This window comes from Pararoseomonas baculiformis (assembly GCF_017813395.1).
GTDB classification, from domain to species: domain Bacteria; phylum Pseudomonadota; class Alphaproteobacteria; order Acetobacterales; family Acetobacteraceae; genus Roseomonas; species Roseomonas baculiformis.
The window spans coordinates 1-12,758 of the sequence record NZ_JAGIZB010000002.1; the positions used below are offsets into that span (position 1 = coordinate 1).

The 12,758-nt window shown below is 72.0% G+C and carries 10 protein-coding genes and 1 pseudogene; 10 read left to right on the top strand and 1 reads right to left on the bottom strand.

Features of this window, described 5'->3' with window-relative positions; genetic code table 11:
* The 9 genes and pseudogenes from J8J14_RS02070 to thiD form a co-directional block, all read left to right on the top strand.
* Positions 1-625 (top strand): annotated as a pseudogene (locus tag J8J14_RS02070) (hypothetical protein); the annotation flags it as partial.
* A 118-nt stretch (positions 626-743) separates the two neighbouring features.
* Complete coding sequence (gene tolB / locus J8J14_RS02075; RefSeq protein WP_209377787.1) at positions 744-2,075, top strand: Tol-Pal system beta propeller repeat protein TolB; 1,332 nt, start codon at positions 744-746, stop codon at positions 2,073-2,075.
* A 40-nt stretch (positions 2,076-2,115) separates the two neighbouring features.
* Positions 2,116-2,613 carry a peptidoglycan-associated lipoprotein Pal gene (gene pal, locus J8J14_RS02080; protein WP_209377788.1) on the top strand — a complete coding sequence of 166 codons (498 nt, stop codon included), beginning with the start codon at positions 2,116-2,118 and terminating at the stop codon, positions 2,611-2,613.
* A 157-nt stretch (positions 2,614-2,770) separates the two neighbouring features.
* Positions 2,771-3,694: a tetratricopeptide repeat protein gene (locus tag J8J14_RS02085; protein ID WP_245215297.1), complete on the top strand. Its 924-nt coding sequence runs from the start codon at positions 2,771-2,773 to the stop codon at positions 3,692-3,694.
* A 50-nt stretch (positions 3,695-3,744) separates the two neighbouring features.
* Positions 3,745-4,887, top strand: coding sequence for a tRNA lysidine(34) synthetase TilS (gene tilS / locus J8J14_RS02090; RefSeq protein WP_209377789.1), 1,143 nt, complete (start codon positions 3,745-3,747; stop codon positions 4,885-4,887).
* Positions 4,888-4,979: 92 nt separating this feature from the next.
* A complete protein-coding gene (gene ftsH / locus J8J14_RS02095; protein ID WP_209377790.1) occupies positions 4,980-6,905 on the top strand; it encodes an ATP-dependent zinc metalloprotease FtsH in 1,926 nt (641 codons plus the stop codon).
* Positions 6,906-7,019: 114 nt separating this feature from the next.
* Positions 7,020-8,081: a dihydropteroate synthase gene (gene folP / locus J8J14_RS02100; protein WP_209377791.1), complete on the top strand. Its 1,062-nt coding sequence runs from the start codon at positions 7,020-7,022 to the stop codon at positions 8,079-8,081.
* 65 nt (positions 8,082-8,146) lie between these two features.
* On the top strand, positions 8,147-9,526 hold the full coding sequence (glmM, locus tag J8J14_RS02105; protein ID WP_209377792.1) for a phosphoglucosamine mutase: 1,380 nt from the start codon (positions 8,147-8,149) through the stop codon (positions 9,524-9,526).
* On the top strand, positions 9,523-10,332 hold the full coding sequence (gene thiD / locus J8J14_RS02110) for a bifunctional hydroxymethylpyrimidine kinase/phosphomethylpyrimidine kinase (protein ID WP_209377793.1): 810 nt from the start codon (positions 9,523-9,525) through the stop codon (positions 10,330-10,332). Before glmM ends, thiD begins: the two co-directional genes overlap by 4 nt.
* A 9-nt stretch (positions 10,333-10,341) precedes the next feature.
* On the opposite strand, the gene J8J14_RS02115 is transcribed toward thiD, so the two are convergent.
* Complete coding sequence (locus J8J14_RS02115; protein ID WP_209377794.1) at positions 10,342-11,376, bottom strand: AI-2E family transporter; 1,035 nt, start codon at positions 11,374-11,376, stop codon at positions 10,342-10,344.
* A gap of 138 nt (positions 11,377-11,514) precedes the next feature.
* Here J8J14_RS02115 and J8J14_RS02120 point away from each other — a divergent pair, with 138 nt between their 5' ends.
* Positions 11,515-12,711 carry a phosphoserine transaminase gene (locus J8J14_RS02120; protein WP_209377795.1) on the top strand — a complete coding sequence of 399 codons (1,197 nt, stop codon included), beginning with the start codon at positions 11,515-11,517 and terminating at the stop codon, positions 12,709-12,711.
* The last annotated feature ends 47 nt before the right edge of the window (positions 12,712-12,758 follow it).

Consider the following 12,758-nt stretch of genomic DNA (forward strand, 5'->3'; position numbering starts at 1 on the left):
GCCGCCGACGCCGCCGCGCCCGGCGCCGACCCCGCCGCAGCAGCAGGCCGCCGCCTCTCCGCCGGCGCCGCCCGCGCCCGCGCGCCCGAACCCCGTGCCGAACCAGCCGCCCGTGCCGCCCGCGCGGGAGAGCAACAACCGCCCGGGCACGGGCCAGACGCCGCCCGTGCAGAACCCGGCCGAGCGCAGCAATTCCGTGCAGAACACGCTGGAACGGCTGCGCGCCGCCCAGGCGCAGAACCAGGCCCCGACCGCCCGCGCGAATCCCGCGCCGGCCGCCCCCAGCCGTGGCGGTGGCGCGCCCACCGGCACGGCCGCGCTCACCTCCGGCGAGATCCGGGGCGTGGCCGACAAGATCAGCGAGTGCTGGTCCGTCGATGCCGGCGCGCCGGACCTGGCGAGCATCATTGTGGAGCTGCGGGTGGAGGCGGATGCGAATGGCGTGGTGCGCGTGGTGCGCCCGGCCGGCAGCATCCCGACCGAGCCGCGGGCCCGCGCGGTGTTCGAGGCCGCGCGCCGCGCGCTGATGGACCCGAAATGCTCGCCCCTGCCTTTCCCGCGGGACAAGCTGGCGGCGATCAACAACGCCACGTTCCGTTTCAATCCGCGTGGTCTGACGCGTTGAACCGGGGCGGCGCACCGATCAACTCTCGCCGGAACGGTGCCATTCGGCATCCGGGCGGGTTGCGTCCGCGCGCCGCTTCGGCTCTTTCCCCGTCCCGCAACTCCGAGGTTTTGCATCCATGATGACGACCCACCGGCGTGGCCTGATCCTGGGTGGCGCCGCGCTGCTCACCGTGCCGGCGACCGCGCGCGCCCAGGGCAGCGCCCCGGGCGCCGTGATCGACATCACCCGCGCGCGGACGGACCCGATCCCGATCGCCGTGCCGGCCCTGGCCGGCGGAGGGCGCGGGGCCGACATCTCCCGCGTGATCCAGGCCAATCTCCGCAATTCCGGCCTGTTCCGCCCGGTGGACAACGCCGCCTTCATCCAGAGCGCCGAGGCCGCCGCGGCCACGCCGCGCTTCCAGGACTGGCGCGTGATCGGCGCGAACGCGCTGGTGACCGGCCGCGTGGAGGACCAGGGCGGGCGGCTGCGGGTGGAGTTCCGCCTGTGGGACGTGCTGCCCGAGCAGCAGATCCAGGGCACCGCCTTCACGGCACCGGCCGCGCAGTGGCGCCGCATCGCGCACCTGATCTCGGACGTGATCTATGAGCGGCTGCTGGGCGAGAAGGGCTATTTCGACACGCGCATCGTCTATGTGGCGGAAAGCGGCCCGCGCGACCGGCGCACCCGCCGCCTTGCCGTCATGGACCAGGATGGCGAGAACAACCGCTTCCTGACGGATGGCTCCTTCCAGGTGCTGTCGCCGCGCTTCCATCCGAACGCGCAGCAGATCGTGTTCATGTCCTACTTCCAGAACCAGCCGCGCGTGTACCTGTTCGACATGAACAGCGGCCGCCAGGAGGTGCTGGGCCAGTTCCCGGGCATGACCCTCTCGCCGCGCTTCTCGCCGGATGGGCGGACGGTCGTGCTGTCCTATGCCCAGGGCGGTGATGCGAACATCTACGCGGTGGATGTCGGCTCGCGCGGGTCGCGCCAGCTGACCTCGGGCGGGGGGCTGGACGTGTCGCCCTGCTATTCCCCGGATGGCTCGCAGATCGTGTTCAACTCCGACCGCGGCGGTGACCAGCAGCTCTATGTCATGAGCGCGGGCGGCGGGGCGGCGCGGCGCATCTCCTTCGGGCGCGGCCGCTATGCCACGCCGGTCTGGTCCCCGCGCGGCGACCTCATCGCCTTCACGCGCATCTCCGGCGGGCAATTCGGCATCGGCGTGATGCGGCCGGACGGCTCGGGCGAGCGTATCCTGACCGAGGGCTGGGGGATGGAAGCGCCGACCTTCGCCCCGAATGGCCGCGTGCTGGCCTTCTACCGCGAGACCCGGGCGAGCGGCTCCCGCGGCCAGGGCTATTCCGCCCGCCTTGCCCAGATCGACATCGCAGGATTCAACGAGAGGCAGATCGTGACCCCGACGGATGCGACGGATCCGTCCTGGTCGCCGCTTCTCGACTGAAACGCCAATCCCGGAAACCTGATCGAAGGAGAACCGATAAGTGAACATGAAGATCCTTGGCGCGCTCGGCGCCCTCGCCCTGCTGGCGGCCTGCTCGTCCGACGAGGCCACGAATGCCGCGGCCACGGGCGCGGGCGGCTCCGGCGGCCTGGCCGGCTCCGCTGGCCTGGGCGCGGTGCGTCCCGGCAGCCAGGAAGACCTGGTGGCCAATGTCGGCGACCGCGTCTTCTTCGACACGGACAGCAGCCAGGTTCGCGGCGATGGCCGTGGGACGCTGGAGCGGCAGGCCGCCTGGCTCGCCCGCTACCCGCAGGTTGCGGTGCTGGTGGAAGGCCATGCCGACGAGCGCGGCACCCGCGAGTACAACCTCGCCCTCGGCCAGCGCCGCGCCAATTCCGCGCGCGACCTGCTGGTGGCGAACGGCGTGTCCGGCCAGCGCGTGCAGACGATCTCCTATGGCAAGGACCGCCCGGCGGCCCTCGGCTCGGACGAGGCGTCCTGGGCGCAGAACCGCCGCGCCGTGACGGTGGTGCGCTGATCAGCCAGGGCTGATGGCATGGCCCGGCGCGCTTCGGCAGCGCCGGGTTCCGCCGCCCTCCGGGCGGTAACGCAGGGCCGGCGCGGTACGGTCCGGCAGGGGCGCCCGATGCGCGCCGCGAGGGGGTGGGATGCTGAGAACCGGGTCTCGAACCAAGATGCAGCGCACCGTGTCCTGGGGCGCCATGCTCCTGGCGGGTGCCGCCCTGGCCGGGCTTGTGCCGGGCGGCAGCGCCTTCGCCCAGCCTGAAAGCCGCGAAGGCCTCTATCTGCAGAACCAGATCCTGCAGCTCCGCCAGGAGTTGGAGCTGCTGCGGCGGAGCGGTCCCGTGCCGATGGCCCCGCAGCTGCCGCCACCCGGCCGCGGCGGCGTGCCGGTGGGCGGCGGGGAAATCATCTCCCAGCTGCTGGAGCGCGTGGGCACGCTGGAGGAGGAGGTTCGCCGCCAGCGCGGCCGGGCCGAGCAGGCCGAATACGCCAACCGCACCCTGCAGCAGCAGCTGGAGAAGCTGCAGGGCGACATCGAATACCGTTTCAACGCGCTGGAGAGCCGGGGCGCTGCCCCGGCCGGCGCGGCGCCAGGGGGTACCCCCTCGGCGGGGCGACCCACGGGCGGGCAGCAGCAGGGCGCGCTGAACCCGCCGGCGAACTCGCCCGCCCCGCCGCCGCCCGCCGGGCAGCCCAGCACCCCGCCGCCGCGCACGCCCGAGGTGGCGCTGCGGGAGGGGCAGGCCGCGCTTCGCCGGCGTGACTTCACCGCCGCCGAGGCCGCGGCCCGTGAGGTGCTGGCGGCGCGCAACACGCCCCGGGCACAGGATGCCGGCATCCTCCTGGGCGACTCCCTGATGGGCAAGCGCGACTTCCAGAATGCCGCCCTGGCCTATGACGACGCTTTCCGGAAGGCGCAGACCTCCAGCCGCGCGCCGGAAGCCCTGATCGGGCTGGCAACCGCCTTCAACGGCTTCAACGCCAAGCGCGAGGCCTGCGCCACGCTGGACGAGATGCGGGGCAAGTTCCCCCGCCTCTCATCCGAGCTGACCCAGGAAGCGAACCAGGCGCGCCAGCGCGCGGGCTGCCGCTGACGGAGACGCTGGCCCCTTCGCCGGGGCTGGGCGAGGATTTCGCGGCCGCCATGGCCGGGCTGGGGCCCTTCGGCCGGGCGCCGGCCCTGGCGATTGGTGTTTCTGGCGGGCCGCACAGCCTGGCCCTGGCGGTTCTCGCGGCGGAATGGGCAGCGGGGCCGGGTGGGCGGGTGCTCGCCCTTGTCGCCGATCATGGCCTTCGCGCCGGAAGCCGCGCGGAGGCGGAGGGCGTCGTCGCGCGGCTCGCCAGCCTCGGCATCCCGGCGCGGCTCCTGGCGCTGAGGCTGCCGGCGGGCGGGGGCCTGCATGAGCGGGCAAGGGCGGCACGGCTTGCTGCCCTCGCCGCGGCGGCGGAGGAGGCCGGGGCGCCCTGGCTCCTGCTCGGCCATCACCGGGCCGACCAGGCGGAGACCCTGGTCTTCCGCGCATTGCGCGGCTCGGGCGAGGCGGGGCTGGCCGGCATGGCCATGGCCCGGCCCGAAGGCGGTGTGCTGGTCCTGCGCCCGCTGCTCGGCGTCTGCCCCGACCGGATCGAGGCCTTTCTCGCCGCCCGAGGGCTGGTGCCCGTCCGGGATCCTTCGAACGAGGATCCGCGCTTCGTCCGGGCCAGGCTGCGGCGGGTGCTCGGTGCGCCCGGTGGCCCGGAGGTGGCCGCCCTGGCCGAGGCGGCGGGCGCTTTCGCCCTGCGGCGGGACCGGATGCGCCATGCCGTGGCCGAACGCCTTGCCGCCGCGGCCTGCTTCGAGGATGCGGGATGGATCCGGCCGGACCGCGCGGCGCTGGGGACGGACCAGGTGGCGCATGCCGCCCTATCGGCACTGCTTCGCAGCCTCGGCGGCCGCCGCCACCCACCCCCGCGCGCCGCGGTCGGCGCCATGCTGGGGCGAGGCGGGGGGAGCCTGGCGGGCGTGGTGTGGCGCGGGGCGGTCCTGTGCCGTGAGGCCGCCCGGTGCGCGCCGCCCGTTCCGGCCTGCCCCGGTGCGCTGTGGGACGGGCGCTGGCGGGTGGTGGCGGCACCGCAGGGAGGCTGGATCGGGGCGCTGGGCCCGGGCGGGCCACGCGGCACGCTTCCGGCGATTGTCGCCGCGGGACTGCCCGCGATCCGGGATGCGGAGGGGCGGATCCTTTCCGTTCCGGCCCTGGATGGCGGGGCCCGGCTGGAATTCTGCCCCGTTTCGGGGCCAATCGCGTGAAAGCCATGTCAGCCGGTGGTTCCCTGACTGGCTGGGGCTCCCTATCTTGTTCTCTGAGCCGGCAGGGCCGGCCAAAGGATCGGGACCGTCAAGTGAACAATTTTGGCCGCAATCTCGCGCTCTGGGTGATTGTCGCCCTGCTGCTCGTGGCGCTGTTCAACCTGTTCCAGCCCTCGGGTGGCCAGTCCAGCCGGGGCATGCAGGTCGCCTATTCGGACTTCCTGAACGAGGTCCAGCAGGGGCATGTGCGGGATGCCACCATCCAGGGGCGGATCGTCTCCGGCTCTCTGCAGGATGGGCGCACCTTCAGCACCTACACCCCCGAGGACCCGCAGCTGGTTCAGAGGCTGACGGAGAAGGGCGTGCGCGTCGTCGCGCGGCCCGAGGAGAGCGACGTGAACCCGCTCTTCCAGATCCTCATCTCCTGGTTCCCGATGCTGCTGCTGATCGGCGTCTGGGTCTTCTTCATGCGCCAGATGCAGGGCGGCGGCGGAAGGGCCATGGGCTTCGGCAAGTCCAAGGCGAAGCTGCTGACCGAGAAGCAGGGCCGCGTCACCTTCGAGGACGTGGCCGGCATCGAGGAGGCCAAGGGCGAGCTGGAGGAGATCGTCGAGTTCCTGCGCGATCCCCAGAAGTTCCAGCGCCTCGGCGGCAAGATCCCCAAGGGCGTGCTGCTGGTCGGTCCTCCCGGCACCGGCAAGACGCTGCTCGCCCGTTCGGTGGCGGGTGAGGCGAATGTTCCCTTCTTCACCATCTCGGGTTCCGACTTCGTCGAGATGTTCGTGGGCGTCGGCGCCAGCCGCGTGCGCGACATGTTCGAGCAGGGCAAGAAGAACGCCCCCTGCATCATCTTCATCGACGAGATCGACGCCGTGGGCCGCCATCGCGGCGCCGGCCTGGGCGGCGGCAATGACGAGCGCGAGCAGACGCTGAACCAGATGCTCGTGGAGATGGACGGCTTCGAGTCCAACGAGGGTGTGATCATCATCGCGGCCACCAACCGGCCGGACGTGCTGGACCCCGCGCTGCTGCGCCCCGGCCGCTTCGATCGCCAGGTGGTGGTGCCCAACCCCGACGTGAACGGGCGGGAGAAGATCCTGCGCGTGCACATGCGGAAGGTGCCGCTGGCCTCCGACGTGGACCCGAAGGTGATCGCGCGCGGCACGCCCGGCTTCTCGGGCGCCGATCTGGCCAACCTCGTGAACGAGGCCGCGCTGCTGGCCGCCCGCAGCGGGCGCCGCACCGTGGGCATGCATGAGTTCGAGGCCGCCAAGGACAAGGTGCTGATGGGCAGCGAGCGCCGCTCGCTGGTCATGAGCGAGGCCGAGAAGCGGATGACCGCCTATCACGAGGCTGGCCATGCCCTGGTCGCGATCAGCGAGGAGGAGTGCGACCCCGTCCACAAGGCCACCATCATCCCGCGCGGCCGCGCGCTGGGCCTGGTGATGTCCCTGCCGGAGGGCGACCGCTACTCCAAGCACAAGTCCAAGATGAAGGCCGAGCTGGCCATGGCCATGGGCGGCCGCGTCGCCGAGGAGATCATCTTCGGGGAAGACAAGGTCTCCAATGGCGCCTCCGGCGACATCAAGATGGCGACCGACCTGGCCCGGCGGATGGTGACCGAGTGGGGCATGAGCGAGAAGCTCGGCATGATCGCCTATGGCTCCAACGACCAGGAGGTGTTCCTGGGCCACTCCGTGACCCAGTCCAAGAACATCTCCGAGGAGACGGCGCGGGCGATCGACAGCGAGATCCGTTCGATCATCGACTCCGCCTACCAGCGGGCCAAGAAGACGCTGACCGAGCGGATCGAGGACCTGCATGCCCTGGCCAAGGGGCTGCTGGAATACGAGACGCTTTCGGGCGACGAGATCCGGCAGGTGCTTCGGGGCGACCCGATCGTGCGGGACCGGCCGGATGAGCCGGTGAATTCCGGGCGCGGCAGCGTTCCCACCTCCGGGCGGCCCAATCCGAGGCCCGACACCGGCGGGATGCAGCCTGCCCCCTCCGGCGCCTGATAATCCGGGCGGCCCCCTGGCGCGGGGTGCGACAAGACGCTTGAATGAGACGGGGGCCCTCAGCGGCCCCCGTTTCCGTCCGGGGATGCCAGGAGCCGGGCGAGGGGAGGGTCCATGGCGCGCTGGGTCGAACCGATGGGGCTGCTGCACGGGCGCGGCGCCTTTGCCGCCGTCGCCGCCGGCGCCGCCCTGCCGCTGGAGGGCGGGGCCGCGGCCTTTACCCTGGTCCGCCTGATCGAGAATGGGCGCGTGCTCGGCCTCATGCCCGCGGTGGAGACGCCGGAGGACTGGCAGGAGGCCGTGCTGGCACTGACCCGCCCGCCCCAGCCCTTCGCGGGGCTCCCCGATGCCGGCAGCCTCGGGCGCCCCTTGGTCATGGGTGTGCTGAACGTCACCCCTGACAGCTTTTCGGACGGCGGCCGCCACTTCGACCCTCGCGCGGCGCTGATGGCCGCCCATGCCATGCTGGAGGCCGGGGCGGACATGATCGATGTGGGCGGGGAAAGCACCCGCCCCGGCGCCCCGCCCGTGGACCCGGAGACGGAGATCGCCCGGATCCTGCCCGTGATCCGGGAGATCGCGAAGGACGCGCCCGTCAGCGTCGATACCCGCCACGCCGCCACCATGCGCGCCGCGCTCGACGCCGGGGCGGAGGTGGTGAACGACGTGACCGCCCTGCGCCACGACCCTGAGTCCCTGGCCGTGGTGGCGGAGGCGGGCTGCCCGGTGGTTCTGATGCACATGCCCGGCACCGATCCAGCCACCATGCAGCAGCACGCCGAATACGCCGACGTCGCCGTGGAGGTGGCCGCCTTCCTGGCGGAGCGCATCGCGGCCTGCGAGGCGGCGGGCGTCCCGCGCCACCGCATCGCCGTGGATCCTGGAATCGGCTTCGGCAAGACGATGGAGCACAATCTGGAGCTGCTGGACCGCCTGCCGGTCCTGCTCGGCCTCGGCTGCCCCGTGCTCGTCGGGGCCTCGCGCAAGCGTTTCATCGGCACGCTCTCCGGTGCCTCCTCCCCGCGGGACCGGATGGCCGGGAGCATTGGCGTCGCCGTGGCCGCGGCCGCCCGGGGCGTGGCGATGCTGCGGGTGCATGACGTGGCTGAGACGGTCGCGGCGCTCCGGCTCTGGCGCGCCTCCGTGGCCGGGCTGCCGCAGGGGCTGGAGGCGTGAGTGGCCACCCTGCCACGCGGCGCCGGACTCGGGTAGAAAAGCGGCAATCTGCGGAAGGGTCCAGAATGAGCGATGGCGTAAGGCGCCTCTTCGGCACGGATGGGATCCGCGGCGTGGCCAACCGCACGCCGATGGATGCCGCAACGGCGTTGCGCCTGGGCCAGGCGGCGGGCCGCTACTTCAACCGCGGCCAGCACCGCCATCGCGTGGTGATCGGCAAGGACACGCGGCTTTCCGGCTATATGCTGGAGCCGGCGCTGACCGCCGGCTTCGTGGGCGCGGGGATGGACGTGGTGCTCGTCGGCCCGCTGCCGACGCCGGCCATCGCGCTGCTCACCCGTAGCCTCCGCGCCGATCTCGGCGTGATGATCAGCGCGTCCCACAATCCCTATGAGGATAACGGGATCAAGCTTTTCGGGCCGGATGGGCTGAAGCTTTCCGATGCGCAGGAGGCGGCGATCGAGGCGCTGATGGGCGGGGATCTCGCCTCCGCCCTCGCCGCGCCGGGCCGGCTGGGCCGTGCCTCCCGCCTGGAGGACGCCCCGGGCCGCTACATCGAAGCAGTGAAGTCCAGCTTCCCCCGCGGGCGGAGCCTGGAAGGGCTGCGGATCGTCGTCGATTGCGCCCATGGTGCGGCGTACAAGGTGGCGCCGACCGTGCTGTGGGAACTCGGGGCCGAGGTGGTGCCCGTGGGCGTGGCGCCGGATGGCTTCAACATCAATGATGGCTGCGGCAGCACCGCGCCCACCATGCTGGCCGGGCTGGTGCGGGAGCGCCGGGCCGATCTCGGCATCGCGCTGGATGGCGATGCGGACCGGCTGGTGCTGGTGGATGAGAGCGGCGTGGTGGTGGATGGGGACCAGATCCTTGCCCTCATCGCCTCGTCCTGGGCGGCGGAGGGCAAGCTGCGCGGGAATGCGGTGGTGGCCACCGTGATGTCCAATCTCGGCCTGGAACGCTTCCTTCAGAAGAAGGGCCTCACGCTTCACCGGACGAAGGTGGGGGACCGCTATGTGGGCGAGACGATGCGGGAGCTGGGCTGCAATCTGGGCGGCGAGCAGTCCGGGCACGTGATCCTCTCGGATCATGGCACGACCGGTGATGGGCTGGTGGCGGCGCTGCAGGTGCTGTCCGTGCTGGTGGAGGAGCGGCGGCCGGCAAGCGAGGTGCTGCGCCGCTTCGTGCCCCTGCCGCAAAAGCTGGTGAATGTCCGCCATTCCGGCGGGGCGCCGCTGAAGGATCCGCGCGTGGCGGAGGCGATCGCCGCGGCGGAGGCGGAGCTGGGTTCGCGCGGGCGCGTGCTGATCCGACCGAGCGGGACCGAGCCGCTGATCCGCGTGATGGTGGAGGCGGAGGAGGACGCCCTGGTGGAGTCCCTGACGGCGAGCCTCGCGGAGGTGATCCGCGCGGCCTCGGCCGCCCCGGCGCGGGCTGCGGCCGAATGAAGGGACGCGTGCTGATCATCGCCGGATCCGATTCCGGCGGCGGCGCGGGCATTCAGGCCGACATCAAGGCGGTGACGGCACTCGGCGGCTATGCCGCCACCGCCATCACCGCGCTCACGGCGCAGGACACGCAGGGCGTGCGCGCCGTGCACCCCGTGCCGCTGGACTTCCTGCGCCTGCAGATCCGCATGTCGCTGGACGATATCGGGGCGGACTGCATCAAGACCGGCATGCTGGCCGATGCGGCGACCATCGACACGGTTTGCGATGCCCTGGCGGGTTCCGGCGTGCGCTTGGTGGCGGATCCGGTGATGGTGGCCAAGGGCGGCGCGCCGCTCCTGGCGCCTGAGGCGGTGGAGACGCTGAAGCGTCGCCTGATGCCCCTGGCCACGATCCTGACGCCGAACCTGCCCGAGGCCGAGGTGCTGTCCGGCATGGCCATCCCGGATACCGATGCCATGGTCCATGCCGCGGAGCTGCTGATGACGCTCGGCGTGCCCGCCGTGCTGCTGAAGGGCGGCCATGGCGAAGGGCCGGTGCTGCGCGACGTGCTGGCCACCGAGGATGGGGTGGAGGTGTTCGAGAGCCCGCGGATCGAGACGCGGCACACCCATGGCACCGGCTGCACCCTGGCTTCCGCCATCGCCACGGGGCTGGCGCAGGGCATGGGGCTGCGGGATGCGGTGCTGCGCGCGCGGGCCTATGTGGCGGCCGCGATCCGCGCCGCGCCGGGATATGGGCGGGGCCATGGCCCGCTGGATCATGGGGTGACGCTGGATCCGGCGCGGATCGCCGCGCTGGCCTGAGGCAGGACGTCAGAAGGGCCGGATAAGCCGCTTCTGGTCCGCATCGGCCGGGTCCTCGACCCAGCCCTCCACATAGGCCACGCGGATGGCGGCGAGGCCGGCCGCCGCGACGGGGGCGGCAAGCAGCACGCCTAGGAAGCCGAGGCCGGTGCCGAACAGGGCCTGGGCCCCGAGCAGCAGGGCCGGCGGCACGTCGGAGGACTGCTTCTGCACCATCGGGGTGAGGACATTCCCCTCGATGTTCTGGATCACGAGGAACAGCCCGGCGACCCAGGGCACCAGGGAGGGATCCTCCGAGGCCGCGATCAGCATGGCCGGAAGGGCGCCGATGACCGGCCCGATATAGGGGATGAAGCCGAATATCGCGGTGAGGATCGAAAGGAAGCCGGCCAGTGGCACGCCGAGCACCCAGAGGCCGAGGAAGGTCAGGGTGCCGGTGACCACCATGGCGAACATCTGCCCCAGCAGCCAGCCGCGCAGCGCATGGGCCATGGCGTTCAGCGTGGCCTCCCCTCGCGGCCGCATGCCCGGCGCGACCAGGGCCAGGGCCCCCCGGCGATAGAGGGTCGGGTCCGCGCCGATATAGATGCCGAGCAGCAGCACCAGTACGAGGTTGCCCAGGGCGCCCAGCGTTCCCCAGAAGCTGCGGAGCGCGACATTCGCCGCCTGCTCCGCGCTGGGCTGCAGCGCCTCCGGCGAGGTCTGGTGCTGCAACCAGTCTCCTCCGGGCAGCCCTTCCAGCATGTTCGCGATGCCTTGGAGCACCTGCGGCGCGGCGCGCACGAATTGCCGCGCCTGGTCGGCGATGGTGGCGAAGCCGACCCAGACCAGCAGCCCGATGATGATGCCCGAAATGAGCGCGACGATCATGACGCCCCAGTGGGGCGCCATTCCGAAATAGCGGGCCAGCGGCACGCCGGCCGCGCGGAGCGCGACGGCGAGGAGGCAACCGGCGAAGACGATGAGGACAAAGCCCGGCGCCAGCCAGCCAAGCAGCGCGATGACCGCCAGCAGGATCAGCAATGTCGCGGTGTCATGTCGCATCCCCGGCGCAACGGAGGGGCGCGGCGCGAGTTGCGGCTGCCCGGCGGAGGGGTTCGCTTGACCGGGGCGGTGGGCGGGGTCTAGGGCCGCCTTGGTATCCGCCGGATCAGCGGCGCGAGCCTTGCCGAGAGATGGGCCATGGCCGTTGCAACCACCGACCTGAACCGGGCCCGGCCGCAGCGGCGCCCGGCCAACCCGCATTTCTCGTCCGGCCCCTGCGCGAAGCGCCCGGGCTGGTCCCTGGCCGCGCTCGAAGGTGCGATGCTCGGGCGGAGCCACCGGGCCAGGGAGCCGAAGGCGCGGATCGCGGAGGTGATCGCCCTGTCGAAATCGGTGCTGAGGATGCCGCGGGATTGGCGCCTCGGCGTCGTGCCGGCATCCGATACCGGCGCGGTCGAGATGGTGCTGTGGTCCGTCCTCGGGCAGCGCGGCGTGGATGTGCTGGTCTGGGAGAGCTTCTCCAAGGAGTGGGCGACGGACATCGTGACCCAGCTTCGCCTGGAGGATGCACGCATCCGCGAGGCGCCCTATGGCCGCCTGCCCGCGCTGGATCCCGTGGCGCCGGACCGGGACGCGGTCTTTGTCTGGAACGGCACGACATCGGGGGTGCGGCTGCCCCATGCGGATTTCATCGCCGCGGAACGCCAGGGGCTGGCCATCTGTGATGCGACCTCGGCTGCCTTCGCGATGCGGCTGCCCTGGGACAGGCTCGATGTCGTCACCTGGTCCTGGCAGAAGGTGCTGGGCGGGGAGGCGGCGCATGGGATGCTCGCGCTGTCGCCGCGCGCCGTGGCGCGGCTGGAGGCCTTCGACGCCGGCCGCCCCCTGCCCAAGATCTTCCGCCTGACCAAGGGGGGGAAGCTGACCGAGGGCATCTTCGAGGGCGATACGATCAACACGCCCTCCATGCTTTGCGTGGAGGATGCGCTGGATGGGCTGCGCTGGGCGGAGTCGATCGGCGGGCTGGATGCGCTGGTCGCGCGGTCTGAGGCGAATCTGGCGGCGGTGGCCGATTGGGTGGCCTCCAGCGGCTGGGCCGATTTCCTGGCCGAGGATCCGGCGACGCGCTCCTGCACCTCCATCTGCCTGAAGATCACCGTGCCCTGGTTCGTCGCCATGGATCCGGCGAGCCAGGCGAGCGCGGCGAAGCGGCTGGCCTCGATCTTGGAGGAGGAAGGCGTGGCCCTCGACATCGCCGCCTATCGCGATGCGCCTCCGGGGCTGCGGATCTGGGGCGGTGCCACGGTGGAAACCGCCGACATCAAGGCCCTGCTGCCCTGGCTGGACTGGGCCTTCGCCGAGCTGGCGCTGGAGCTGGCGCACCCCCCGGCCTGAGCGGGCCAGGGCTGCCGGCCTGGAACCTTCCGGCCCGCCGAGGGTTC